The 23,371-nt window shown below is 65.7% G+C and carries 24 protein-coding genes; 17 read left to right on the forward strand and 7 right to left on the reverse strand.

The features are described 5' to 3' along the window. Window positions 1-5: 5 nt before the first annotated feature. The 5 genes from ACWJI3_RS12290 to folE all read left to right on the forward strand — a co-directional run bounded on the left by ACWJI3_RS12290 (window position 6) and on the right by folE (window position 4,479). The gene (locus tag ACWJI3_RS12290; protein ID WP_480203818.1) at window positions 6-764 is read left to right on the forward strand and encodes an aldehyde oxygenase (deformylating); all 759 of its coding nucleotides are present in this window, start codon (window positions 6-8) and stop codon (window positions 762-764) included. A gap of 150 nt (window positions 765-914) precedes the next feature. Continuing rightward, complete coding sequence (locus tag ACWJI3_RS12295) at window positions 915-1,967, forward strand: long-chain acyl-[acyl-carrier-protein] reductase (protein WP_255141138.1); 1,053 nt, start codon at window positions 915-917, stop codon at window positions 1,965-1,967. Window positions 1,968-2,003: 36 nt separating this feature from the next. Continuing rightward, complete coding sequence (locus ACWJI3_RS12300; RefSeq protein WP_094513184.1) at window positions 2,004-2,993, forward strand: acetyl-CoA carboxylase carboxyltransferase subunit alpha; 990 nt, start codon at window positions 2,004-2,006, stop codon at window positions 2,991-2,993. A gap of 24 nt (window positions 2,994-3,017) precedes the next feature. Next, the gene (locus ACWJI3_RS12305) at window positions 3,018-3,728 is read left to right on the forward strand and encodes an SDR family oxidoreductase (RefSeq protein WP_480203819.1); all 711 of its coding nucleotides are present in this window, start codon (window positions 3,018-3,020) and stop codon (window positions 3,726-3,728) included. A gap of 7 nt (window positions 3,729-3,735) precedes the next feature. Further along, complete coding sequence (gene folE, locus ACWJI3_RS12310) at window positions 3,736-4,479, forward strand: GTP cyclohydrolase I (protein WP_094513189.1); 744 nt, start codon at window positions 3,736-3,738, stop codon at window positions 4,477-4,479. A 7-nt stretch (window positions 4,480-4,486) separates the two neighbouring features. Here the strand turns inward: folE and ACWJI3_RS12315 are convergent, their stop codons facing one another. Together ACWJI3_RS12315 and ACWJI3_RS12320 are read right to left on the reverse strand one after the other, a co-directional pair. After that, entirely contained in the window at window positions 4,487-4,996 is a 510-nt protein-coding gene (locus tag ACWJI3_RS12315) for a hypothetical protein (RefSeq protein WP_255141136.1), read from the reverse strand. A 58-nt stretch (window positions 4,997-5,054) separates the two neighbouring features. Further along, window positions 5,055-5,720, reverse strand: a complete 666-nt coding sequence (locus ACWJI3_RS12320) for a phosphoribosylanthranilate isomerase (protein ID WP_255141135.1) — start codon at window positions 5,718-5,720, stop codon at window positions 5,055-5,057. 81 nt (window positions 5,721-5,801) lie between these two features. Between ACWJI3_RS12320 and ACWJI3_RS12325 the strand changes: the two genes are divergently transcribed. After that, window positions 5,802-7,046, forward strand: coding sequence for a site-2 protease family protein (locus tag ACWJI3_RS12325; RefSeq protein WP_094513196.1), 1,245 nt, complete (start codon window positions 5,802-5,804; stop codon window positions 7,044-7,046). On the opposite strand, the gene ACWJI3_RS12330 is transcribed toward ACWJI3_RS12325, so the two are convergent. Then, window positions 6,992-7,789, reverse strand: a complete 798-nt coding sequence (locus ACWJI3_RS12330) for a lipoyl protein ligase domain-containing protein (RefSeq protein WP_255101236.1) — start codon at window positions 7,787-7,789, stop codon at window positions 6,992-6,994. The genes ACWJI3_RS12325 and ACWJI3_RS12330 overlap by 55 nt on opposite strands. Before the next feature lie 107 nt (window positions 7,790-7,896). On the opposite strand from ACWJI3_RS12330, the gene ACWJI3_RS12335 reads away from it, so the two are divergent. After that, on the forward strand, window positions 7,897-8,667 hold the full coding sequence (locus ACWJI3_RS12335) for a sulfite exporter TauE/SafE family protein (protein ID WP_255101316.1): 771 nt from the start codon (window positions 7,897-7,899) through the stop codon (window positions 8,665-8,667). Between the two features lie 4 nt (window positions 8,668-8,671). Here the strand turns inward: ACWJI3_RS12335 and ACWJI3_RS12340 are convergent, their stop codons facing one another. Further along, entirely contained in the window at window positions 8,672-9,160 is a 489-nt protein-coding gene (locus ACWJI3_RS12340) for a CRR6 family NdhI maturation factor (RefSeq protein WP_261346604.1), read from the reverse strand. Between the two features lie 85 nt (window positions 9,161-9,245). Here ACWJI3_RS12340 and psaM point away from each other — a divergent pair, with 85 nt between their 5' ends. The 5 genes from psaM to ACWJI3_RS12365 all read left to right on the forward strand — a co-directional run bounded on the left by psaM (window position 9,246) and on the right by ACWJI3_RS12365 (window position 12,614). Further along, window positions 9,246-9,350, forward strand: a complete 105-nt coding sequence (gene psaM / locus ACWJI3_RS12345) for a photosystem I reaction center subunit XII (RefSeq protein ID WP_094513206.1) — start codon at window positions 9,246-9,248, stop codon at window positions 9,348-9,350. A 292-nt stretch (window positions 9,351-9,642) separates the two neighbouring features. After that, the gene (locus ACWJI3_RS12350; RefSeq protein ID WP_233133039.1) at window positions 9,643-9,963 is read left to right on the forward strand and encodes a hypothetical protein; all 321 of its coding nucleotides are present in this window, start codon (window positions 9,643-9,645) and stop codon (window positions 9,961-9,963) included. Between the two features lie 123 nt (window positions 9,964-10,086). Next, window positions 10,087-11,100, forward strand: coding sequence for a protochlorophyllide reductase (locus tag ACWJI3_RS12355; protein WP_094513208.1), 1,014 nt, complete (start codon window positions 10,087-10,089; stop codon window positions 11,098-11,100). Window positions 11,101-11,172: 72 nt separating this feature from the next. After that, entirely contained in the window at window positions 11,173-11,724 is a 552-nt protein-coding gene (locus ACWJI3_RS12360) for a hypothetical protein (protein ID WP_480203820.1), read from the forward strand. Further along, window positions 11,724-12,614 (forward strand): hypothetical protein, encoded by an 891-nt coding sequence (locus ACWJI3_RS12365; RefSeq protein ID WP_255141132.1) that lies wholly within the window; start codon window positions 11,724-11,726, stop codon window positions 12,612-12,614. The genes ACWJI3_RS12360 and ACWJI3_RS12365 overlap by 1 nt, the downstream gene beginning before the upstream one ends. Window positions 12,615-12,694: 80 nt before the next feature. On the opposite strand, the gene bchL is transcribed toward ACWJI3_RS12365, so the two are convergent. The 3 genes from bchL to ACWJI3_RS12380 all read right to left on the reverse strand — a co-directional run bounded on the left by bchL (window position 12,695) and on the right by ACWJI3_RS12380 (window position 16,619). Further along, a complete protein-coding gene (bchL, locus tag ACWJI3_RS12370) occupies window positions 12,695-13,594 on the reverse strand; it encodes a ferredoxin:protochlorophyllide reductase (ATP-dependent) iron-sulfur ATP-binding protein (RefSeq protein WP_094513214.1) in 900 nt (299 codons plus the stop codon). A gap of 125 nt (window positions 13,595-13,719) precedes the next feature. After that, complete coding sequence (locus tag ACWJI3_RS12375) at window positions 13,720-15,375, reverse strand: ferredoxin:protochlorophyllide reductase (ATP-dependent) subunit B (protein WP_480203821.1); 1,656 nt, start codon at window positions 15,373-15,375, stop codon at window positions 13,720-13,722. Further along, a complete protein-coding gene (locus ACWJI3_RS12380) occupies window positions 15,366-16,619 on the reverse strand; it encodes a ferredoxin:protochlorophyllide reductase (ATP-dependent) subunit N (protein WP_255101232.1) in 1,254 nt (417 codons plus the stop codon). Before ACWJI3_RS12380 ends, ACWJI3_RS12375 begins: the two co-directional genes overlap by 10 nt. A gap of 232 nt (window positions 16,620-16,851) precedes the next feature. Between ACWJI3_RS12380 and csoS1 the strand changes: the two genes are divergently transcribed. The 5 genes from csoS1 to ACWJI3_RS12405 all read left to right on the forward strand — a co-directional run bounded on the left by csoS1 (window position 16,852) and on the right by ACWJI3_RS12405 (window position 23,371). After that, the gene (csoS1, locus tag ACWJI3_RS12385; protein ID WP_015107695.1) at window positions 16,852-17,163 is read left to right on the forward strand and encodes an alpha-carboxysome major shell protein CsoS1; all 312 of its coding nucleotides are present in this window, start codon (window positions 16,852-16,854) and stop codon (window positions 17,161-17,163) included. Window positions 17,164-17,236: 73 nt separating this feature from the next. Then, window positions 17,237-18,649: a form I ribulose bisphosphate carboxylase large subunit gene (locus ACWJI3_RS12390; protein WP_094513223.1), complete on the forward strand. Its 1,413-nt coding sequence runs from the start codon at window positions 17,237-17,239 to the stop codon at window positions 18,647-18,649. A gap of 86 nt (window positions 18,650-18,735) precedes the next feature. Beyond that, window positions 18,736-19,077, forward strand: coding sequence for a ribulose bisphosphate carboxylase small subunit (locus ACWJI3_RS12395; RefSeq protein WP_094513225.1), 342 nt, complete (start codon window positions 18,736-18,738; stop codon window positions 19,075-19,077). 147 nt (window positions 19,078-19,224) lie between these two features. After that, window positions 19,225-21,669: an alpha-carboxysome scaffolding protein CsoS2 gene (gene csoS2, locus ACWJI3_RS12400; protein WP_255101231.1), complete on the forward strand. Its 2,445-nt coding sequence runs from the start codon at window positions 19,225-19,227 to the stop codon at window positions 21,667-21,669. A 142-nt stretch (window positions 21,670-21,811) separates the two neighbouring features. Further along, window positions 21,812-23,371, forward strand: coding sequence for a carboxysome shell carbonic anhydrase (locus tag ACWJI3_RS12405; protein WP_480203935.1), 1,560 nt, complete (start codon window positions 21,812-21,814; stop codon window positions 23,369-23,371).

Raw genomic sequence — 23,371 nt, forward strand, 5'->3', positions numbered from 1 at the left:
CCTCGATGCATGCGCTCGACACTCCGGCGGCCAGCCTTGACGTTCAGACGTCATCCCTTGGAGCCGGCGAGGAGGCCGGGGCCGATCTTGCCGGACTGCCGGACTTCACCACCGACCTCTACAAAGACGCCTACAGCCGCATCAACGCGATTGTGATCGAGGGTGAGCAGGAAGCCCACGACAACTACATCTCCCTTGGCACCCTGCTTCCCGATGAGGCGGAGGAACTGGCCCGCCTGGCGCGGATGGAGCTGAAGCACATGAAGGGCTTCCAGGCCTGTGCCCGCAATCTGAGCGTCACGGCAGACATGCCCTTCGCCAAGAGCTTCTTCCTGCCGCTGCACGGCAACTTCCAGGCGGCCCTGGCTGAAGGCAAGGTGGTGACCTGTCTGCTGATTCAGGCCCTGCTGATCGAAGCCTTCGCTATCTCGGCCTATCACATTTACATTCCGGTCGCTGATCCTTTCGCCCGCAAGATCACTGAGGGTGTGGTGCGTGATGAATACACCCACCTGAACTACGGCCAGGAGTGGCTGAAAGCCAACCTTGAAGCCTCCCGCGCTGAGCTTGAGCAAGCCAACCGCGACAATCTCCCTCTCGTGCGCCGCATGCTCGAAGAGGTTGCTGGTGATGCAGCCGTGCTCGGCATGGAGAAAGAAAGCCTGATCGAAGATTTCCTGATCGCCTACCAGGAAGCGCTCACCGAGATCGGCTTCTCCACCCGCGAGATCGCCCGCATGGCCGCTGCCGCCCTGATCGGCTGATTCAAGGAGGGGGTCTGGTGGCTGGACCGGGGTTCGGCCCTCCGTCTGTACATGGACCCTGCAGCTGCCTCGGTTCGCAACCGCCGATGTAGCGTGCGCAACCCTGTGGCCCCCGCCACCTTCCCCTCAGCCTGAGGGTACGCATCTCCCATGTTCGGTCTGATCGGTCACTCCAGCAGCTTCGAAGAGGCGCGTCGCAAGGCCGGAGCTCTCGGCTACGACGAGTTCGCCGCCGGCGATCTGGACGTGTGGTGCAGCGCGCCGCCTCAGCTGCTGGAAACGGTCAGTGTCACCAGCCTCACGGGCAAAACCATCCAAGGCGTCTACATCGACTCCTGCTTCGTGCCGGAGATGCTGAGCCGCTTCAAGACGGCCACGCGCAAAGTTCAGAACGCCATGGAGCTCGCCCAGAAGAGCGGCATTGCGATCACGGCGCTGGGCGGCTTCACCTCGATCATCTTCGAGAACTTTGATCTCTCCAAGTTTCAGCAGATTCGCTCCACCACCCTGGAGTGGGAGCGTTTCACCACTGGAAACACCCACACCGCCTGGGTGATCTGCCGCCAGGTTGAAACCAACGCTCCGCATCTCGGCATTGATCTCTCCACCGCCAAGGTGGCGGTGGTGGGCGCCACCGGCGACATCGGCAGTGGGGTGTGCCGCTGGCTGAGCCAGCGCACCGGCGTGGGTGAGCTCCTGCTGGTGGCCCGGCAGCGTCAACGCCTGCTGGATCTGCAGAGCGAGCTCGGAGGCGGCCGCATTCTTCCGCTTGAAGACGCCCTGGCAGAGGCGAATGTGGTGGTCTGGGTCGCCAGCCTGCCGCAGACGCTCACGATCGATCGTGAGCGTCTGCAGCACCCCTGCCTAATGATCGATGGTGGCTACCCAAAGAACCTCGACACCAAGGCGGCCGGTGATGGTGTGCACGTGCTAAAAGGTGGCGTGGTGGAGTTCTTCAACGACATCGACTGGCAGATGATGGAAGTTGCCGAAATGGAGAATCCCAAGCGCCAGATGTTTGCCTGTTTCGCAGAGGCGATGCTCCTGGAATTCGAAGGCTGGCATACCAACTTCAGCTGGGGCCGCAACAACATCAGCGTCGAGTCGATGGAACAGATTGGCAACGCGTCCCTCCGCCATGGCTTCCAACCGCTCGGCCTCGAGCCGGTGGTCCCGCAGCCGCTGGCCGCCGCCGTCGCCTGACCCTTTCGGCTCGCTACTCCCGCCTCCCCCCACCCCATGGCCCGACGCCCCCTGCTTGATTTCGAGAAGCCGCTCGTGGAGCTCGAGGAGCAGATCGAGCAGATCCGGCAGCTGGCAAAGGATTCCGAAGTGGATGTCAGCCAGCAACTTCTTCAGTTGGAAACCCTTGCCGCCCGACGCCGCGAGGACATCTTCAGCGCCCTCACTCCGGCGCAGAAGATCCAGGTGGCCCGCCACCCGCAGCGTCCCAGCACCCTGGATTACATCCAGGTGATCACCGATGAGTGGCTGGAGCTGCATGGCGATCGCCGAGGCTCCGACGACCAGGCTCTGGTGGGTGGAGTCGGCCGCATCGGTGATCAGCCCGTGGTGCTGATCGGCCATCAGAAGGGCCGTGACACCAAGGAGAACGTGGCCCGCAACTTCGGGATGGCTTCCCCTGGCGGCTATCGCAAGGCGATGCGGCTGATGGAGCACGCCGATCGTTTCCGGCTGCCGATCCTCACCTTCATCGACACTCCGGGCGCCTATGCAGGGGTTCTGGCCGAGGAGCTCGGCCAGGGGGAAGCGATCGCCGTCAATCTGCGCGAGATGTTCCGGCTGCGGGTGCCGGTGATCGCCACCGTGATCGGTGAAGGTGGCTCCGGTGGTGCGTTGGGCATCGGCGTGGCCGATCGGCTGCTGATGTTCGAGCACAGCGTCTATACCGTGGCTAGCCCTGAGGCCTGCGCGTCCATCCTCTGGCGTGATGCGGCCAAAGCCCCTGTCGCTGCCACCGCCTTGAAGATCACGGCAGCGGATCTGCTGCAACTCGGGTTGATCGATGTTGTGCTCAATGAGCCCTCAGGCGGCAATCACTGGGGGCCGATGCAGGCGGCGGACACACTCCGCAGCGCCTTGATCGAGCAGTTGGCCGTACTGGGCCAGCTCAGCGAGGCGGAGCTTCTGCAGCAGCGCTACGACAAGTTCCGTCGCATGGGACGGGTGCTCGGTGCCGGTACCACGGATTCCACCGTGGGTTCTTAAGGTTTCAGCAGGAGCGGTTTCGGTTTGCCGTCGGTTTTGATCACGGGTGCCTCCAGGGGCATCGGAGCTGCTGCAGCTCGCTCCTTTGCCGGCGCTGGCTGGGATCTGCAGCTGATGGCACGCACGCTCCAGGATCTGGAAGCCGTGGCTGAACCCTTCCGGCAAAGGGGAAGGCAGGTGGGGATCGCCACCGTGGATTTTGCTGATCCCAGCGCCATCGCGCCGGCCATCGCCGCACTGCTGGCAAGCCATGCGGCGCCGAACGTGTTGATCAACAACGCTGGCGCTGCTTACACCGGCGAACTTGCCGCCATGACACTGGAGCACTGGCAATGGTTGTGGCAGTTGAATCTCACCAGCGTCTTCCAGGTCTGCCAGTCGGTGCTTCCCGCCATGCGTCAGATCGGTGGGGGACAGATCATCAACGTGAGCAGCCACGCAGCCCGCCGCGCCTTCCCCGAGTGGGGCGCGTATTGCGCCACCAAGGCAGCGCTTGAATCGTTCAGCCGCTGCCTCGCCGAAGAGGAACGTAGTCATGGCATCCGGGTGAGCACGCTCACCCTCGGTGCCGTGGATACCCCCCTGTGGGGGACGGAAACCGTCCACGCTTCCTTCGATCGGCGTGCCATGCTTTCAGCAGATCAGGCCGCTGAAGCTCTGCTGTATCTGGCCCAGCAGCCTCCGTCTCAACTGGTGGAGGATCTCACCCTGATGCCCGCAACTGGTGTTCTTTGAGTCTTCCATGACCTCCACATTTTCCTCCACCCCGCTGGATCGTGCCCTTACGCCTGAAGTGGGTCCGGCACCTGTCAGCTTGCGCATTCGTGAGCGCCTGCAGCAGGCCGGGGTCTCCTTCTTCGCTAATGACAACCTGGCCGATCATCTCCAAGAGGGGGAGCTTGAGCAGCTCGAGATCGAGGTGGCAGGAAAAGTGCGCGAGATGTTGCGCAGTCTGGTTATCGATATCGATAACGACCACAACACCGAGGAAACGGCAGAGCGTGTCGCTCGCATGTACCTACACGAGGTGTTCAAAGGCCGCTATCACAAGCAGCCCAAGATTGCCAGCTTCCCCAACGTCAAAAAGCTCGACGAGATCTACACCGTCGGTCCGATCTCGGTGCGTTCGGCTTGCTCCCATCACCTGGTTCCGATTCTTGGCAGTTGCTGGATCGGCATCAAGCCAGGCGATCGGGTGATCGGCCTCTCCAAATTCGCTCGTGTGGCCGATTGGGTGTTCTCCCGTCCCCACATCCAGGAGGAGGCCGTCATGATCCTGGCCGATGAGATCGAGCGTCTCTGCCAGCCCCAGGGTCTGGCGATACTGGTGAAGGCACAGCACTACTGCATGAAGTGGCGCGGCGTCAAGGAGCCCCAGACCAGCATGGTGAACTCCGTGGTGCGCGGCGATTTTCGCCATGATCCCAGCTTGAAGCAGGAATTCTTTGAGCTGGTGAAGCAGCAGGAGTCAATGCTCACCAGCTGAGCTCAGATCATTGGCCCAAGGGGCCGAGTGGGGGCGACGCTTCGCGCTTCACCTGCCCGTTTTCCGTGGTTACAGCTACCACCATCAGCAAGCTGCCGGCATCAGCCGGCTTGATGGTGTAAGCGCCTCCCTGCGCTCCGGGAATCAGGATCCAGGTGCTCTCCCCCGGCCGCTTCACGTACCAGTGGAACTCCGGGGTGCTGAGGGTGGCCAGGGTGGTGGCAATCAGCTGGGCAGTCAGCACGGAGCCAATGGCGGTTTCCCCCTGCAGCAGCAACTGGCTGAGTCCTGTGATCTGCTGATCCACAAGCCCTTCCATGGCCGTGTCGGCGCTGATCTGACCCTGCATGATCCGGATCTGCTGCTCAGGTGTTGTGGTCAGCCCAGGCACGCACTGCAGGTCGGCGCCCACCAACCGGCAGCCAGCGATCATGCCCTGTGCCACGGCCGCCTGACTCCCGGTCAGGGCCGTCAGCAGCAGCAGCGGGGCCAGTGAAAACGATGGAATGGGTCTCAAGGGGAAGGGGGGATGGCTACCCCGTGATGCTCGCCCGCTTTGGGGCCAACCGCCAGCATCAGCTCCCGCCTGCTGCGTTTCCGCTTCCCTTCACGGCCTCCACCAGAGCTGCCACCCGGGCCAGGTCCTTGTCCCCCGGTGCGAGTTCCACCCCACTGGACGCATCAAGACCGTCGGGCTGAAGCTGCTCCAGCACCTCACCCACGTTGCCCGGACTCAGCCCCCCCGCTAACCACCAGGGGCAGCCGGGGGCAAACCCTTCCAGCCAGGCAATCGGCAGGCGGCGGCCGCTGCCGCCCAGTTGATCCGGCACCCAGGCATCGAGCAGCAGGGCGGCCACCACCTCGCGGTAGTCCTCGGCCCGCTGCAGATCCTCCGGGCTGCGAATCCGCAGCGCCTTCCACACCTGGCACCCCAGCGTTTCGCTGAGCATCCGGCAGCGCTCGGGTGTCTCGTTGCCGTGCAGCTGCAGCAACTGATGCCCACCGATGAGGGGATCCAGCTGCTCCTGGATCGCGTCCTCGGGATCGGCCACCACCAGCACCCCCAGGCAGGCGGGATTGGCCTGGCGTGCGGCGCTGAACACCGCAGCGCGCTGCTGGGGCTCCAGCCACCGTGGTGACCCTGGCACCGCGATCACACCGATCGCCTCCACCCCCAACGCCGCCACGGCGTATGCCTGGTCCGGGCTGCGAAGTCCGCAGATCTTGAGAAGTGGGGTCATCGCAGCCTGCCCATCCGCCAGGTTTCTAGGATCGGGCTTCGACGGCCTTGGGTCAGCCCTGGGGCACTACTGGATAACGGCGTGGGCGAGGGTTGGATGTTGTTCAAGATCCGCGGCATCCCGCTGCGGATCCATCCCAGCTGGTTCATCGTGCTGGGTCTGGCCACGGCAGGCTTCCAACAACAGTATTCCGTCTCCCTGGTGGGGCGCGCCTCCCCAGTGGCGTTGTGGCTGCTGGCCTCTGCAACGGCCGTGCTGCTGTTCGTATCGGTGCTGCTCCACGAGCTGGGGCATTCGCTGGTGGCGATCGCTCACGGCGTCAAGGTGCGCAGCATCACACTCTTCCTGCTCGGTGGGGTGGCCACCGTGGAGCGGGAATGCAGCACCGCGATCGGTGCGCTTCAGGTGGCGGCTGCCGGACCGTTCGTGAGTCTGATCCTGGCGGGGCTGCTGCTGGCGGGGGCCCATCCGGCTGCCCATCTGTCACCCCTGCTGGGCGAGATGGTCACCCAGCTCGGGGTGCTCAACCTGATCCTGGCGCTGTTCAATCTGCTGCCTGGGCTGCCGCTGGACGGCGGCCTGATCGTCAAGGCGCTGGTGTGGCAGTTCACCGGCAGCCAGCGGCGCGGCATTCAGGTGGCGGCGGCGATCGGCCGCTTCCTCTCCCTGATGGCGGTGGGCATGGGCACCCTGCTGGTGCTGCGAGGGGGAGGTTTCGGGGCGTTCTGGTTGATTGTGCTGGGCTGGTTTGGTCTTGGTGCCTCCCGCAATCAGCTGCAGTTGCTCTCGTTGCAGCAGGCCCTGCGCGATCTCAAGGTGAGTGAAGCCGCCCGGCGTCGTTTTCGGGTGCTCGAGTCCAGCTGCTCGTTGCGGGAGCTCAGCCAGCTGCGCCGCAAGGAGGAAACGATCCAACCGGCCGATTGGGTGCTGATCTGTGAGCAGGGCCGTTGGCAGGGCGTGATCAACGACGACCCCCTCCAGTCGTTGCCTGTTCAGCGCTGGGATCAGGAACGGGTGGGCGACCACCAGCAGCCCCTCTCCACGCTCCCCTCGATCCGGGAGGACGCTCCCCTCTGGCAGGCCGCCGTCCAACTGGATGAGCCCGGCGTCGATCGCTTGCTGGTGCTGGGGGTCTCCGGCCTGCCCACTGGCACGATCGAGCGGCCTGAGCTTTCTGAAGTCGTGCTCAAGCGTCTGGGGGTACGCCTGCCTCCGGCGCTGCTTGAGGCGGCCCGTCGTCAGGGCACTTACCCGCTCGGTATGGCCATCGCTCAGGTGGCCCGCGGCATGGCGTTGGAATCGGCCGGCGGTGACGTGCCGCGCTGAGGCCCATCCCTCACTACCACGGCCGCCTCCGCCCCCTTCGCTTCAGCCGCCTTCCGACCGCTGCCGTCGCTGCGCACGGCGAAGTTGCCGCGGCGCTGCTCCACCTCGTCCCATTCCCTGCCGCTGAGCGGCCGGCTGCTCCAGCTGCCGCCCAGATCCTGCTGGGCGGCTTGCCGCAGGCCCTCGATCAGCGCCTCACCCTCCACCGGCAGTGGGGCCAGCGCGGCCGGGGGCTCCTGCCCGAACACCTCCTGCCAGCGGGTGCTTGAGGGCCGCAGCAGCAGCGTGCCGTGCTGCAGCAGGTGCCCACGCCGCCAGAGCTGGGCGCTGCCCACCCGCTTGGCCCCAGTCGCCTCCACCAGGTCGGCCGCCGTGCTCGTGGCGAAACAGCTGCTGCGCTGACGGCTGGCGGCCTGCTGCCCAGGGTGAAGGGGATGGCCCCAGCCCGCCAGTGCCTGCCGCAACCACTGGACGGCGCGGCAGTAGGTCTGGGCGCGGCTTCCGCTGGCCGCTGGCCAGTGCAGCGCGTAGGTGAGGCAGCCGTCATGCAGCACGGCTCTCCCGCCGCTGGGGCGGCGCACCATGGACAGGCGGCCGGCATCCACCAGCGCCTGCCAGTGGGGTTCCAGCCGGTGCTGGTGGTGCCCCAAGGACAAGGTCGGCCGGTCCCAGTGGTACAGACGCAGCACCCCCTGGCCAGAACCCTGCACCAGGCCGTCGAGCAGCAGATCATCGATAGCCATCTGGCGATCACCGCTGCTGGTCAGGGGCGGGATCCAGCGCCAATGCGTGGGCAGGGTGGGCGTCAGGGAAGATGCAGGGGCCAGTGGCTGGGCGTCAGGGCGTCACCATGCTGATCGACCTGCTGCCACTTCTGCCCCTGCTGCTGATGGGGGTGGTGGCCGGATTGCTGTCGGGCCTGCTCGGCATCGGTGGTGGGCTGGTATTCGCTCCGATGCTGCTGCTGAACGGTCTGCCGCCGCATGAGGCCCTGGCCACCAGCACCGTGGCGATCGTGCCCACCACCTTGGGTGGGACCTGGTCGCATCTGCGGCAGGGCCACCTCGCCGTGCGGCCCTGCCTGGCGATCGGCGTGGCGGCGGCCGTCAGCGGCGTCGCGTTCAGCCGCCTGGGCGGGCTGCTGCAGGGCTGGCACCTGCTGGCCCTGCAGGCGCTGATGTACGCCGTGCTGGCCCTCACGATCGAACCCCGTCGGGGGGCGTCAGCCGGCGCAGAGGAGCCACCCGTTCCCCTGCCAGGGCTGGTGACGGTGGGAGGGCTGGCTGGCTTTGCCGGGGGCCTGCTCGGTGTGGGCGGCGGGCTGATGATGGTGCCGCTGATGGTGAAGGGCCTGAGGATGCCGTTGCATGCGGCCATCCGGCTCAGCACCCTGGCGGTGCTCTGCTCCGCCTCGGCCGCCTCGGTGGAGTTGCTCTCCGGTGGGCGTGCCGATGCGGTGATGGCCCTGTTGCTTGGGGGCTCAGCCGCCATGGCCGCCCGCTGGTCGGCGGCGCGGCTGGACACGGTGAGCGAGGCCCGCCTGGTGCTGATGCTGCGCACGATCACGGTGGCGCTGGCACTGGACAGCGGACGGCGCGGCTTGCAGTTGCTGCTCGCCTGAGGCTTCAGCGCTCCGGCAGTGCGGCCCAGAAGGAGGGATCGAGATCAAAGCCGAGCACTGCCGCCATCTGCCCCAGGCCCTGGCGACAGTGCAGGTCGTGCCGGCGGCTCCAGTCGTCGAGCAGAAAAAGCCGGTGGGTGATCCAGAGCTCCAGGCTCTCCGGCGCGAAGCGAATCCCCTCGTTGCGGCTGAAGCCATGGGGCAACAGCATGGCCACGTGTCGGCACAGCTGGCCGCTGCCGCGATCGAGCACGAATGGCAGCCAGGGATGCAGGGCGTCGGCCCGCAGGTTCCAGAGCCGCACTTCCGGCACTTCCGACAGCTCGCGCGGATCTTCCTGCGGACGGGGCCAGTCGAAACTGAGCTGCAGGCTGCCCGCCTGCTCGATCAGCTGGGCGGCGGAGAGCGAACTCCAGGCCATCAGGGGTGAGGTGTCGAGGGCCCGGATCTGATCGGCGGAGATGGGCAGCAGGGAGGGAACGGAGGAGATCAAGAGCTGTGACAGCCCAACGGTTGGGTCGGGCCCATGGCAGGGTTGAGCCAACAATGGTGGCGTCAAACGCTTGTTTTCGTCGGCCATGGTCACCTCTCTGAGCCAGGTTGAAGTTCTGATCGCGCTGGTTGTGGCGGCCCACGCCGGCGTGCTGGCCATCCGTCTGAGCGTCAGCCTCTACAACTCCTGAAGCTTCAGGCCTTGGCAGGGGGCGTTCCGCCTGCTACAAGACGGCAACCCCTGCGCCGCCCCCATTGGCTTCCGCCCTGCGCTCCCGTCAGGCTCCCACCGATAGCCCGCGCCGGGCCAGCCGTGCCAAGCCTCCTGCAGGGGGAAAAGATCTCCCTCGCATTGGCCACGGACGATCTGCCGCCCCAGCCGGGGTTGTCACCCGCCTGAGCTCCGCCGCCTCCAGCACCACCGCAGACCTGCACCCCGACGGCTGGCAGGCCTCGAGTGAACGCCAGGAACTTCTCTGCAGCGTGATCGGCCTGGCCGTGAAGCTCGGCTTTGGCCTGCTCGCCTCTGTGAGCCTGGTGCACCTGGCTGGGGCTTACCAGCAGCGGCTTGACAGCCACGGCGAAATCAGCGCCATTCTCGATATCGAAAAAAATAAACTCCGCAAAGTTCAGCAACGCTTCGATCAGCTTTTTTCCAAGGACGGCGAACAGCGTTTGATTCGTGAGCAGGATCAATGGATCGCTCCCAATCGGCTGCGGATCGTCTGGGAAGATTCCCAGCTCAAGAATTCATCAGCCGCCCAGTCCACACCGGCGTCGAAGCCCGCTCCAGCAGGCGGTTGACCCTGCTTCCTCCCTTCCCCTGGGGCGCTCGTTGCGCGTTTCCTTCTGTTGAATCTCGCCGGTAAAGCCCCGGAGACCTGAGGCTCCCTCCTTAGGTTGAGGCGCACCGCGTCCCTTCAACCCATGGCGACAGAGCAGACCTCCGCCTCTTCAACGGCCGGCACCGCAGTCACCACCGGCCAGCCCGGCACGGTGATGGTCACAGGTGCGTCGTCGGGCGTGGGTCTTTATGCCGCCAAGGCATTGGTGGGCTGCGGCTGGCATGTGGTGATGGCCTGCCGCGACACCGCCAAGGCCCGCGCGGCCGCCACGGCTCTGGGCCTTCCGGAGGCCAGCGTCACCCACCTGCAGGTGGACCTCGGCGATCTCGACAGCGTCCGGGGGCTGGTGCAGGCGTTCCGTGCCACCGGGCGGCCGCTCGATGCGCTGGTATGCAATGCGGCGGTGTACCTGCCACTGCTCAAGCAGCCGCTGCGTTCGCCCCAGGGTTACGAGCTGTCGATGGCCACCAACCATCTGGGCCACTTCCTGCTGATACAGCTGTTGCTCGAGGATCTGCAGCGCTCCACCCATCCGTCGCGCCGCCTGGTGATCCTGGGCACGGTCACGGCGAACTCCAAGGAGCTGGGCGGCAAGATCCCGATCCCGGCGCCCGCCGATCTGGGCGATCTCTCCGGCTTCAAGGCAGGGTTCAAGGCCCCGATCACCATGGCCAGCGGCAAGCCATTCAAGCCGGGCAAGGCCTACAAGGACAGCAAGCTCTGCAACATGATCACCACGCAGGAGCTGCACCGGCGCTTGCACGAACGCACCGGCATCGTGTTCAGTTCGCTCTATCCGGGGTGTGTGGCGGATACGCCGCTGTTCCGCAACAGCTATCCCCTTTTTCAGAAGATCTTCCCCTGGTTTCAGAAGAACATCACCGGCGGCTATGTCAGCCAGGAGCTGGCCGGCGTCAGGGTGGCGCAAGTGGTGGCCGATCCAGCCTTCGCCGTGTCCGGTGCCCACTGGAGCTGGGGCAACCGGCAGAAGCAGGGCGGCAAGCAGTTCGTGCAGGAGCTCTCGGAGAAAGCCAGCGATCCCGCCATCGCTGCCCAGACCTGGGACCTTTCCCTGCAACTGGTGGGCCTGAGCTGAGCCGGCGCCGGCCAGCCCCTCTTCGCTTTCTTTCCCTGATTCTCCCTTCTCTGTTCTTCGCCCAGCCTGTCGATGCCCCGCTTCCTGCGCTGGATCCTTGCCCTTGGCCTCGCTGCCGCTCTGGTGGGGGGCGCTGTGGTGCTGCTCCCCTTCTCCGACTGGCTCCCCGGCGGCACCGTGGGCGATGTGCCCGCCCAGCAGGTGGTCAACGGCACGGCCTTCAACCGCCTGTTTCCGGCGGCCTCGCCGGGCGAAGAGCTGGTGTTCAGCCAGGAGAAGCGTGGCTTCAGCGAGGCCAGGCTGAAGCGCAGTGGCGAAGTGGTGGCGCTGTTGGCGATCTCCGACACCACCACCGGCCCCGAGGCCCGCGAGAAGTTCGCTGCCGCTGCTGACACCCTGGCCGGCTGGCCCCTGGTGGAGCAGGGCAGCCAGGCCAGCGCCGTGCTGGTGGGTGGCCGCTTTCAGGTGAAGGTGATCGGCCAGGGCGTTGGCCTCGATGCGCAGGAGCGCCATGAGCTGCTGGAGAGCTTTGACCTCAAGGCCCTCGCTTCTGTGCGGCCCAGGCGGCTCGGCCCCTCGTCAAGCCCTGCCGCCACGGTCCCATCCCTTGCTCTGGTGCGCTGATGGCCCGCCCCACTGTGCTTGAGCGCCTTGAGCGTCTGCCCCGTCGGGGCCTCACCGTGCTGGCGCTCCAGGGCATCAGCACCCTGGTGCCCGGGGGGTGGACCAACCTCCGCAGCGCTGAGGATCTGATCAAGGAGGTGATCGGCGACGACGATCCTGCCCTGATCGCCCGCATCCGTTCCCGCGCCGATCTGCTGAGCCGTGCCCGCGCCGAGGGCTATGGCCGTGCGCTCAGCCTGTACGACGCCGTGAACCGCTCCCAGCACGCGGCGGGTGGGGTGCGGCTGCTCGCCAACGTGAGCGCTGGTCTGCCCTTGCTCAAGCGCCTGGCCGATCTGACCCCGCCTGGCGACACCCTGCAGGCGGTGGATCTGAGCCTGAAGGTGGCGGCGGAGCTCCTGGCCTTCACCCAGGTCAATGGCCTGCCCGGCGACAGCTTCGGCGCCTTCGGCGCTGCCCTGGCCGACTATGCCGGTGAAGCGAGGGTGCGAATGGCTGCCTTGATCTGCTTCGATGCCCTGCTGCCGCTCGGTGATCAGGCCTTGCAACGCCTGGATGGCCTGCTGGGGGCGGCTGGCCAGAAAGATCTGCAGCGGCTGCCCTCCTACCGGCAGATGGCCGGTCTGATTCCGGGGCGCGGCGATCAGGCCCACCTCAGCTTTCTGCGCCGGGGCGTGGACCAGTGGCTGGGCTGGGCCGGCGGATTCACGGCTGAACTCGCCCTCACCGGCCAATCTGCCGTGCGGGCGATGGAATCAACGCTGGGACCGTGGCAGGGGCGACTGGATCAGTTCGCCGTGTTCCTGGACGCCTTTACCGACACCTATGCCCACACGGGTGTGCAGGCAGTGGCCCGCCGCCTGGTGGAACGGGCGGCTGCCGAAGTGTGAACCGGGTCTGAACCGGCGGAGTCATCGCTGCGGGAACGTGTCATGCCGGCGACAGGGGGTGTGCCGCCGGCGATCCGTACTCAGTCGAAGCCGAGCAGATCGAAGATGTCCCGATCCTTGAGGGATTCGGCCTCCAGCGGTTCCACATCGCTGAGCATCTTCTGAGCAAGGCTCAGGTACTCCTGTTGCACCGCCTCCACTTCCGGGCTGGGTTCCATCTCAAAGATGGTGCACTTCTTCAGGCGTGATTTCCTGATGGCATCAACGGTTTTGAAGTGGGCCATCGTGCGCAGGCCCGTGCGCTCGTTGAACTTATCGATCTGGTCAGTTTCCTCCGAGCGGTTGGCAATCACACCACCGAGCCGCACCTTGTAGTTCTTGGCTTTGGCATTGATCGCCTGCATGATCCGGTTCATGGCGAAGATCGAGTCGAAGTCGTTCGCCGTGACGATCAGGCAGTAATGGGCATGCTGAAGGGGTGCGGCGAACCCACCGCAGACCACATCGCCCAGTACGTCGAAGATCACCACATCGGTGTCTTCCAGCAGGTGGTGCTCCTTGAGCAGTTTCACCGTCTGGCCGGTGACGTAACCCCCGCAGCCGGTGCCAGCCGGCGGCCCACCCGACTCCACGCACATCACGCCGTTGTAGCCCTCGAAGACGAAATCTTCAGGCCGCAACTCCTCACTGTGGAAGTCCACGGTTTCGAGGATGTCGATCACCGTGGGCACCATCTTCTTGGTGAGGGTGAAGGTGCTGTCGTGCTTGGGATCGCAGCCGATCTGCAGCACCCGCTTGCCGAGCTTCGAAAAGGCGGCCGAGAGGTTGGAGGAGGTGGTGGATTTCCCGATCCCCCCCTTGCCGTACACCGCAATCACCAGGGCGCCGGTCTCGATGTTCATCGAGGCGTCCTGGTGCACCTGCAGGCTGCCTTCGCCGTCTTCAACGCGATTGGTGGGAGTCGTGAGCGTGGCTGTCATCAGCGCGATCCTTGCCTTGAAACGGGGCCGAACAATGGCTTGGTTCCATGCAAGGTCAGCACGGCCAGGCGTGTTCGCGCATGGTGCAAACCGAAACATCTCCCGGCTGCTCTGCGCTCATTCCCTCACTTGCTGTAATGCGCCTTGGCGTCATAGAGGACCTCTTCGGTGATCGCCACCAACCCGTGTTCACGGGCGAAGGTTTCGGTGTTGGTTTTCACCTTGCCACGCACGAAAAAGGGGATTTTGCGCAGGGCGGCTTCGCCGTCGGCGCTCCAGACCGCGACGCCTTCGGACACTGAGGGAGGTGCCAGTGTGGCCGTGGCGCCCGCTGCTGCGGCGCCGTTGGCCGCCGCTGCCAGGGACGGCCCGGCCAGCGCGGCCTGGACAGGCTCGGCTGCCGCAGCCTGACGGGGAGGCGCTCCCTCAGCCAGATGACTGCGATGCCCTTCGACGAATTCGAAGTCGTGGCGGAACATGCCGATCAGGTGTTCCTCCAGACCCATCATCAGCGGGTGCACCCAGGAATCAAAGATCACGTTCGCCCCTTCCCAGCCCATCTGCGGGGCGTAACGGGCCGGCACGTCCTGCACGTGCAGCGGAGCGCTGATCACCGCACAGGGAATGCCCAGCCGTTTGGCGCTGTGGCGTTCCATCTGGGTGCCCAGCACCAGCTCCGGTGCGGCCTCTCCCATCGCTTTCTCCACGGCGAGGTAGTCATCGGTGATCAGGGCTTCCAGCCCCAGGTCCTTGGCTGCGGCCCGCACCTCGCGGGCCAGCTCGCGGCTGTAGGTGCCCAGCCCCACCACCGTGAAGCCGAGCTCATCGGCGGCGATGCGCGCAGCGGCGATCGCGTGGGTGGCATCGGCAAAGATGAACACCCGCTTGCCGGTGAGGTAAGTGGAATCCACCGAGCGCGAGTACCACGGCATCCTGGAGCGCAGGTCGGCCTCGTTGGCTTCGGGCGCTTCCAGATCGAGCACGGTGCTCAGTTCGTCAAGAAACCGCCGCGTGGCTCCCACACCGATGGGCACGGTGCGCACCACCGGCGTGCCGAACTGGCGCTCCAGCCAGCTGCAGAGTGGCCCGGCCACTTCCGGATACAGGCAGACATTGGCGTCAGCTTCCGGCAAGCGCGACAGATCGGCAGGCCTGGCGCCCATCGGTGCCACGACGTTCACATCGATGCCGTGTTCGCTCAGCAGGCCGCGGATCTCCTTGATGTCGTCGCGGCAGCGGAACCCCAGCAGGCTCGGTCCGAGCAGATTCACCCGCGGCCGACGGCCTTCGGCCCGCCAGCGATCGGGTGAGGGCCGCGGAGTTCCGGGCGCCGGCACCTGCTCGCGCAGCAGGCTGCGGCAGAGCTGATAGAGGGTTTCGGCTGCCCCCCAGTTCTCTTTCTTTGAATAGGCGGGCAGTTCCAGGTTCACCACCGGCACGCCGAGATTCATCCCACCGGCAAGTGCACCCGGCTGGTCCTGGATCAGTTCCGCCGTGCAGCTCTCGCCCACCAGCAGGGCTTCGGGCTGGAAGCGATCCACCGCCTGCTGGATCGAACGCTTGACCAGTTCAGCTGTGTCACCGCCGAGGTCGCGGGCCTGGAAGGTGGTGTACGTGACGGGGGGACGGCGATCTCGCCGCTCGATCATCGTGAACAGAAGGTCGGCGTAGGTGTCGCCCTGGGGCGCATGCAGCACGTAGTGCAGCCCTTCCATCGAGGCGGCGATCCGCATCGCGCCCACATGAGGGGGGCCTTCGTAGGTCCAGAGGGTCAGTTCCATTTCAGGAGTTGGCGGCGGTGCAGCGGACGGGCAAACAATTCGGCGAGATCGGCGGCCTGGTCGATGCCGTGGATGGGGCTGAAGACGAGCTCGATCGACCACTTCGTGGCGATGCCCTCCGCTTCCAGCGGATTGGCGATCCCCAGCCCGCAGACCACAAGATCGGGACGGGCGGCGCGCACCCGCTCCAGCTGCCGCTCCAGGTCCTGGCCTTCACTGAGCTGCGTGCCCTCCGGCAGCAGGGCCAGCTCTTCCGTCATCAGGGGGCGATCGAGATAGGGGGTGCCCACCTCCACCAGCTCCATGCCGCATTCGCGGCTGAGGAAGCGGGCCAACGGGATCTCCAGCTGGGAGTCGGGCATCAGGAAGAGACGCTTGCCTTCGAGTTGCTGCCGCAGTGGAGCCAGCGCCCGGCGGCCCCGCTCCACCAGCGGATCAAGCACCTCCGCCACGAGGCCGGGGTCGACACCGAAGGCGGCGGCGGCGGCGGCCATCCAGGCGCGGCTGCCCTCCACTCCCAGGGGGTAAGGGCTGGCGAGGCGGGTGGCGCCGCGGCGCTCCAGTGCCCGAACCGTGTCGCTGAGAAAGGGCTGGGCGAGCAACAGCTTGGTGCCCGGGCCAACGGCGGGGAGATCTGTCGACTGGCGTGGCGGCAGGCTGCGAACCGGACCGACACCCAGGCGCTCGAACAGGGTGAGGAAGCGGTCCTCGACGCCATCGGCCAGGGTTCCCACCAGCAGCAGCTGGCTTTCATCGCTGCTGGGCAGCAAGGGAACCAGCGCACTCAGGGCGCCGTCTTCGCCCTGAGTGAAGGTGGTTTCGATGCCGCTGCCTGAGTAGTTCACCACCCGGACACGGCCGCGCATGCGGGTGTTGATCCGCTCTGCCGCCTTGGCCAGGTCAAGCTTGATCACTTCCGACGGGCAGGAGCCCACCAGGAACAGGGTGCGGATTTCGGGCCGGCGCTCCAGCAGGTCGTTCACCACCCGGTCGAGCTCTTCATTGGCATCGGCCAGGCCAGCCAGATCCCTTTCCCCCAGGATCGCTGTGCCGAAGCGGGGTTCAGCAAAGATCATCACCCCTGCCGCCGACTGCACCAGGTGCGCGCAGGTGCGGGAGCCCACCACCAGAAAGAAGGCATCCGGCATGCGGCGATGCAGCCACACGATCGAGGTGAGACCACAAAAGACCTCCCGCTGGCCGCTTTCACGCAACAAGGGCGGCAGGGTTGGCGTCGAGGCCATGGGCACGGGTGTTGGTCCCTTCCTGGTTAATCCGTCCGGCGTCAAAGAGAGAGGAAAGCTGGCCACATCAGCGGTTTCCTTCACAGGGCGTAACGACCTGGAACCCATGAGCAGCGCTTATCGGGTTCACCATGGACGGTGATGGGAAGGGCCACCCAAATCGCTTGACGCAGGGGTACCCCGAAGAGCAGTGTTCCTAGCGAACCTCCTCCTCACTGTTCCGGAGTCGTCAATGGCGAATGAAACCATGGGCATCGCCCTCGGCATGATCGAGACCCGCGGCCTGGTGCCCGCGATCGAAGCGGCCGACGCGATGACCAAAGCCGCAGAAGTGCGTCTGATCGGTCGTGAGTTCGTCGGCGGCGGCTACGTCACCGTGCTGGTGCGCGGTGAAACCGGCGCTGTCAACGCTGCTGTTCGCGCTGGCGCTGACGCCTGCGAGCGTGTCGGCGACGGCCTCGTGGCAGCCCACATCATTGCCCGCCCGCACCGTGAAGTCGAACCGGCGCTCAACAGCAGCTTTGGTCTGGGCTCCAAGGACTGAGAGCTGAACCGCCCCTGAATCGAGGGCTGCCCAGCTTTCCCCTTCCCACCCGACCCACCACGAGATTTCCCCCATGAGCAAGAAGTACGACGCCGGGGTCAAGGAGTACAGAGATACGTACTGGACTCCCGACTACGTTCCCCTCGACACCGACCTGCTGGCCTGCTTCAAGGTCACCGGCCAGGAAGGCGTTCCCAAAGAAGAAGTGGCTGCCGCCGTGGCCGCTGAATCTTCCACCGGCACCTGGTCCACCGTGTGGTCCGAGCTCCTCACCGATCTCGACTTCTACAAGGGCCGTTGCTACCGCATCGAAGACGTTCCTGGCGACAAGGAATCCTTCTATGCCTTCATTGCCTATCCCCTCGATCTGTTCGAGGAAGGTTCGATCACCAACGTGCTCACCTCCCTGGTGGGCAACGTGTTCGGCTTCAAGGCCCTGCGCCACCTGCGTCTGGAAGACATCCGCTTCCCGATGGCCTTCATCAAGACCTGCCCCGGCCCGCCGAACGGCATCTGCGTCGAGCGCGACCGGATGAACAAGTACGGCCGTCCCCTGCTCGGTTGCACCATCAAGCCCAAGCTCGGCCTTTCCGGCAAGAACTACGGCCGGGTGGTCTATGAGTGCCTCCGCGGCGGTCTTGACTTCACCAAGGACGACGAAAACATCAACTCCCAGCCCTTCCAGCGCTGGCAGAACCGTTTCGAGTTCGTGGCAGAAGCCGTGAAATCGGCGGAACAGGAAACCGGCGAGCGCAAAGGTCACTACCTCAACTGCACCGCCGCCACTCCTGAAGAGATGTACGAGCGGGCCGAGTTCGCCAAAGAACTGGGTCAGCCGATCATCATGCACGACTACATCACCGGTGGCTTCACTGCCAACACCGGTCTGTCGAAGTGGTGCCGTAAGAACGGCATGCTGCTGCACATTCACCGCGCCATGCACGCGGTGATCGACCGCCATCCCAAGCACGGCATCCACTTCCGGGTGCTGGCGAAGTGCCTGCGTCTCTCCGGTGGTGACCAGCTGCACACCGGCACCGTGGTGGGCAAGCTTGAAGGTGATCGCCAGACCACCCTGGGCTTCATCGACCAGCTGCGTGAATCCTTCGTTCCTGAAGATCGCAGCCGCGGCAACTTCTTCGACCAGGACTGGGGCTCCATGCCCGGCGTCTTCGCCGTGGCCTCCGGCGGTATCCACGTGTGGCACATGCCCGCACTGGTGGCGATCTTCGGCGACGATTCCGTGCTGCAGTTCGGTGGTGGCACCCACGGCCACCCCTGGGGTTCCGCCGCTGGCGCCGCCGCCAACCGTGTGGCCCTCGAGGCCTGCGTCAAGGCCCGCAACGCCGGTCGCGAAATCGAGAAGGAGAGCCGCGACATCCTCATGGAAGCCGCCAAGCACAGCCCTGAGCTGGCCATCGCTCTCGAAACCTGGAAGGAAATCAAATTCGAGTTCGACACCGTCGACAAGCTCGACGTCGGCTGATTTTCCCCAGTCCGTTCTGGCGGTGAACCTGTTTCACCGCCACTGCGGAGCTCCTCTGAACCTTCCCCTCCACTTCAAGGACCCCCATGCCCTTCAAGAGCACCGTGGGTGACTATCAAACAGTCGCCACCCTGGAGACCTTCGGCTTTCTTCCGCCGATGTCCCAGGACGAGATCTACGACCAGATCGCTTACATCATTGCCCAGGGTTGGAGCCCGCTCGTTGAGCATGTCCACCCCAGCCGTTCAATGGCCACCTACTGGTCGTACTGGAAGCTCCCCTTCTTCGGCGAGAAGGATCTGGGCGTGATCGTGAGTGAGCTCGAGGCCTGCCATCGTGCCTACCCCGATCACCACGTGCGTCTGGTGGGCTACGACGCCTACACCCAGAGCCAGGGTTCCTGCTTCGTGGTTTTCGAAGCGCGCTGAAGCGGTGTGGGTCCCGCTTCGGCGGGACCTCCTCCCCTTCCTTTCACTCCAAACGCTCCCAGTTCTGTTCAGTACCGCATCGCACGGTCGATCGGTCTGACGCTGCGCGCAACGAACGTTCACTGGCACTTTCCTTACCGGGCGGATATGGCAACTCAATCCAGTCGCGAAGCGGCACTGGCACGTCGATTGGCACTTTCCACCGCCGGAAAGTCTGCTGAGAAGCGTTATTCCTCCAGCCCCAACCGGGTGCGTGGTGCTGCCGAAGCTCGCCCAGCCCGCACTGTGGAAGCGGCCCCGCCCAAACCTGCTGCCGTTGTCTCCGCTCCCGAGCGCCGCTCGCCTCGCTTTGAACAGCTCGGCGCCGCTCCCAGTGGATCCAGCCAGCGCTCGATTCCGTCGCGCATCGCCAACCCCAGCCGGGATCTGGTGCTGGCCCGCCGCGAAGCCCTCAGCAAGAAGGGAAAGCGCGCCGACACAAGCCGCGATCGCACCCGCAAGGAAGCGCCTTCCACCTCTGCTGCCGCCAAGCCAGCCGATTGCAAGTGCAAGGGCAAGACAGACGCCGCCGCTGCTGCGGCTGAACGCCCTGCGGCTTCAGACCAGTGGTCACTCGGCAGCGGCCGCACCGCCGGCCTTGGTTCCACTAGCTCTGCCAGCCGCAGCGACGATCGCCGCCTTTCCGGCAACCGCCGGGTGGCCCAGCACAACCCCAGCCGTGCCCGGGGCCTGGCCCGCCGCGAAGCCCTCTCCAAGCACGGAAAATCCGCCGCCACCAATGGCTCCAACGGCACAGCCGCCGTCGTGCGGCAAGGCAACCCCGAGATGAGCAGCCGCGAACTCGCCCAGCGCCTTCGCGACCTCAAGAGCAAGAACGGTGCCGGCGCCGTGGGTCCTTGCGGTGGCACCTCGCGGCCCTGCGGTCCCCGTCGTGGTGCCAACCGGCCCGTCGGCGCTCAGGACGCCACCTGGAAGGTGGGCGCCAGTGAAACCACCCGAGGTCAGGTGGTCACCGGCACCCAGGCCAATCGTTCCGAGAAGACCACCGGTAACGAGGCCAGCACCTGCCGGCCGGTCACCGGCACCGAATACATGGGCGCCGACGTCTTCCGCCTGTTCTGCCAGAACGAACCCACCCCCCTGCAGCCAGCCAAGGTGCGCGTCACCGCCACCACCCATGGCAACCGCGTCACCGGCAACGAAGTCGGCCGCTCTGAGAAGGTCACCGGCGACGAGCCCGGTACCTGCAAGTCGATCACTGGCACCGAATACATCTCCGCTAACCAGGCGGCGGCTTACTGCGGCACCACCGGTTCCCCCAGTCCCCGCAAGGTGGGCCTCAGCCAGACCCTCGGTGGCCGCCCGGTCTCCGGTGTGATGGTGGGTCGCTCCGAGAAGGTCACCGGTGATGAGCACGGCGCCTCGGTACGCACCACCGGCACCCAGTACGTCGGCAACGACTCGATCGCCAGCCCCGGTCAGGCGCCGCCGAAGGTGGGCCAGGTGCACACCCTCAGGGGCACGGGCATCACCGGCACTCTCGTGGGCCGCTCCGAAAAGGTCACCGGCAACGAGCCGGGCACCTGCCGCCGGGTCACCGGTGATGAATACATCGGCAGCCAGCAGTACGAAGGTTTCTGCGGGGCGCGCCCCGAGCCGGAAGCGGCCAAGGTGGGCTTCAGCCTCACCGGCAAGCAGCAGATCGTCTCCGGCACCAACACCGGCCGCTCCTCCAAGGTCACTGGCGATGAGCCCGGCACCTGCAAGGCCGTCACCGGCACTCCCTATGCCGGCCTTGAGCAGGCTTCCGGCTGGTGTGCACCCGAAGCGGTCCGCACGATCCGCCAGAGAGTCCCCGTCGGCATGGGCACCCCAGGACCTCGCCTCAGTGGCCTTCAACCCGGCATCGGCGGCATCATGACCGGCGCCTCCAAGGGTGCCTGTGAGCCAGTCACCGGCACCCCGTACGTGGGCGCCGACCAGTTCAACGAGGCCTGCGGTGCCGCCGAAGGCCATGAGGCCGATTTCCCTCAGCCGCTCGACACCCAGCCCTGGCAACAGTTCAGCGTTCAGTCGCCGGCCCGCGCCGCCCATCAGCAGCGGGAACGAAGCCATGCTGTGACCGGAACCCGCTACGAAACCAGCGCCAGGATCACCGGCCCTTTTGATCTGGCCGGTGACAAAGTCACCGGCACCGAACAGTTCCGCTTCGACCGCCCCACCAGCCCCAGCGTCGCCGCCACCATCCCGATGGCCCGGCGCATGGCCCCCGGCCCTGCGGTGGTTTCTGCTCCCCCGCTCGCTGAACCGGCAGAAGCCGAACGCCCGCTTTCACGGGTGACTGGCGAAGGTATCTCTGCCGGGCTGCACATCACCGGCGATGACTGGGACCGGGGCAAGCGTGTCACCGGCACGGAGGGAGCCTCGGCACGCCGCCGCAATCCCACCCGCACCGGCCCGATGTCCGCCATGGCTCCTGTTCAGCCGAAGCGCAACGATGAGATTGCCCAGCCGGTGAGCCGCGTGACCGGCTCCAGCGGTGGCACGGACAAGGGCTCCCTGATCACCGTTTCCGGTGGTGCCCGCGGTTGATGCTTCGTTTCGTCCCTTCGCTTGACTGCTGACGTTGGCTTCTTCGCGCCGCTATCCCTCCGTTGAGAGGCCTCTGGCTCCCACGGCTCCGCGGCGCCGTCAGGACCAGACCGGTATCCAGGCGATCGCGCCCGAGTCACTCATGCGGGCGGCTCCACAGGAGTTGCGTTCGCTCGCTCCCGAACCCATCCTCCGGGCTGCCGATCCGCTGTCTCTCGCCCGCGCCAAGGCGGGTGCCCGCGGCCCGTTCCGTCCCGCCCGGCCCATGCGCGGCCGCCGTCCACTGCCGGCGGGGGCGCTTCACCCGCTCACCGATTCCGCTGCCAACGAACGCCTGCACGCCTACGACGCCCATGTGAAGGGAGCCTTCGACCGCATCGTGCCGGTGCTCAAACGGCTCTCGGCGCTTCAGCACGAACCCGATTTCATCGCCCAGGCCCAGCAGCACGCTGCCGCCGAGCTGGGCTTTGAGCTGCCCCTGCCCATCCTGGAATCGGCCTGGGTGCAGCAGCTCGACATGCGCACTCTGTTCGCATGGTGCGTGTTCGAAACCTATGAACAGGTCAGTGGGGCTTTCTTCCGTGAAGACCCACTCGAAGCCCAGGATGGAACCGCCGCGGCTGAGGCCTTCAATGCCTTTCTGCTGGCGTGTGGGTTCCATCTGCTCGATGTCACTCCCTGCGCTGATGGGCGTCTGGCCCACGCCATCACCTACGCGCTGCGCCTGCCGTTCAGCTCCGTGCGTCGCCGCCCCCACGCCGGCGCCCTGCTTGATGTGGAGAACACGGTGGATCGCTGGGTGAAGACTGAGCACCTGCGTTACCGCGAGGGTCGGCCGAATCCCGCCCACGAGCCCACCCGCTACCTCAAGGTGGCGATGTATCACTTCAGTTCCCGCGATCCGCTGCACGAAGGCTGCGCCGCCCACGGCTCCAATGATGTGCTGGCCGCCGCTTCTGCCCTTGCCCGCCTCCGCGACTTCCAGCAGGCGGTGGAGAACAGCTTCTGTTGCGGCGCTTCGGTGGATCTGCTGCTGATCGGCATGGACACCGACACCGATGCCATCCGCGTACACGTTCCGGCTCAGGATGGGACTACGGATCTGGAGCGCTGGCTGGATGCCCGCCAGGCCTACGACGACACCCAGGCCCTGACTCCTGAGGCTGCCCGCCACAAGCTGCTCTCACTGGTGCGCCAGGCGGCTCCCGGTGAACCCGATGACGGCATGGTGGCACTGGTGGCCCGGCTTCTCGAGCACAATCTTTCCCAGATTGATTATGTGCGCACTTATCACGAGGGTGCCTATGTGGACGCTGGCCATGCCGAACGCTTCATCGGTGTTGGCATCGGTTTCAAGGAGATTCATTTGCGTAATCTCACTTACTTCGCTCACATGGACACCCTGGAGGAAGGCTCCGCAGACATGGATGTGGGCGTGAAGATCTTCAAGGGACTGAATGTGTCACGCGGACTGCCGGTGCCAGTGGTGGTGCGTTTTGATTATCACGGCAGCGTGCCGGGGGCTCGGGATCGGGCCATCCAGCATTGCCGCCGCACGGATGCGGCCATTCGCAGCCGCTACAGCCAGCTGTGTGCGGAGGGATTGCTGCAAACCCTGCTGACTGTGCGCGACCGTGATCAGCATGCCCCAGCCGAAGCCGTAGGGTCTTCGATCAGCTTCGGCACGGGAGGAGGGCACTGA

It is taken from the genome of Marcopretia estuarina LEGE 06307 (genome assembly GCF_056633115.1).

Excerpts from the sequence above, each read along its gene's own strand:
- ACWJI3_RS12290 (WP_480203818.1), top strand. The coding sequence starts at position 6 with ATGCATGCGCTCGACACTCCGGCGGCCAGCCTTGACGTTCAGACGTCA.
- ACWJI3_RS12295 (WP_255141138.1), top strand. The coding sequence starts at position 915 with ATGTTCGGTCTGATCGGTCACTCCAGCAGCTTCGAAGAGGCGCGTCGC.
- ACWJI3_RS12300 (WP_094513184.1), top strand. The coding sequence starts at position 2,004 with ATGGCCCGACGCCCCCTGCTTGATTTCGAGAAGCCGCTCGTGGAGCTC.
- folE (WP_094513189.1), top strand. The coding sequence starts at position 3,736 with ATGACCTCCACATTTTCCTCCACCCCGCTGGATCGTGCCCTTACGCCT.
- ACWJI3_RS12320 (WP_255141135.1), bottom strand. The coding sequence starts at position 5,720 with ATGACCCCACTTCTCAAGATCTGCGGACTTCGCAGCCCGGACCAGGCA.
- ACWJI3_RS12330 (WP_255101236.1), bottom strand. The coding sequence starts at position 7,789 with ATGGCTATCGATGATCTGCTGCTCGACGGCCTGGTGCAGGGTTCTGGC.
- ACWJI3_RS12335 (WP_255101316.1), top strand. The coding sequence starts at position 7,897 with ATGCTGATCGACCTGCTGCCACTTCTGCCCCTGCTGCTGATGGGGGTG.
- psaM (WP_094513206.1), top strand. The coding sequence starts at position 9,246 with ATGGTCACCTCTCTGAGCCAGGTTGAAGTTCTGATCGCGCTGGTTGTG.
- ACWJI3_RS12355 (WP_094513208.1), top strand. The coding sequence starts at position 10,087 with ATGGCGACAGAGCAGACCTCCGCCTCTTCAACGGCCGGCACCGCAGTC.
- ACWJI3_RS12360 (WP_480203820.1), top strand. The coding sequence starts at position 11,173 with ATGCCCCGCTTCCTGCGCTGGATCCTTGCCCTTGGCCTCGCTGCCGCT.
- ACWJI3_RS12365 (WP_255141132.1), top strand. The coding sequence starts at position 11,724 with ATGGCCCGCCCCACTGTGCTTGAGCGCCTTGAGCGTCTGCCCCGTCGG.
- bchL (WP_094513214.1), bottom strand. The coding sequence starts at position 13,594 with ATGACAGCCACGCTCACGACTCCCACCAATCGCGTTGAAGACGGCGAA.
- ACWJI3_RS12375 (WP_480203821.1), bottom strand. The coding sequence starts at position 15,375 with ATGGAACTGACCCTCTGGACCTACGAAGGCCCCCCTCATGTGGGCGCG.
- ACWJI3_RS12380 (WP_255101232.1), bottom strand. The coding sequence starts at position 16,619 with ATGGCCTCGACGCCAACCCTGCCGCCCTTGTTGCGTGAAAGCGGCCAG.
- csoS1 (WP_015107695.1), top strand. The coding sequence starts at position 16,852 with ATGGCGAATGAAACCATGGGCATCGCCCTCGGCATGATCGAGACCCGC.
- ACWJI3_RS12390 (WP_094513223.1), top strand. The coding sequence starts at position 17,237 with ATGAGCAAGAAGTACGACGCCGGGGTCAAGGAGTACAGAGATACGTAC.
- ACWJI3_RS12395 (WP_094513225.1), top strand. The coding sequence starts at position 18,736 with ATGCCCTTCAAGAGCACCGTGGGTGACTATCAAACAGTCGCCACCCTG.
- csoS2 (WP_255101231.1), top strand. The coding sequence starts at position 19,225 with ATGGCAACTCAATCCAGTCGCGAAGCGGCACTGGCACGTCGATTGGCA.
- ACWJI3_RS12405 (WP_480203935.1), top strand. The coding sequence starts at position 21,812 with ATGCGGGCGGCTCCACAGGAGTTGCGTTCGCTCGCTCCCGAACCCATC.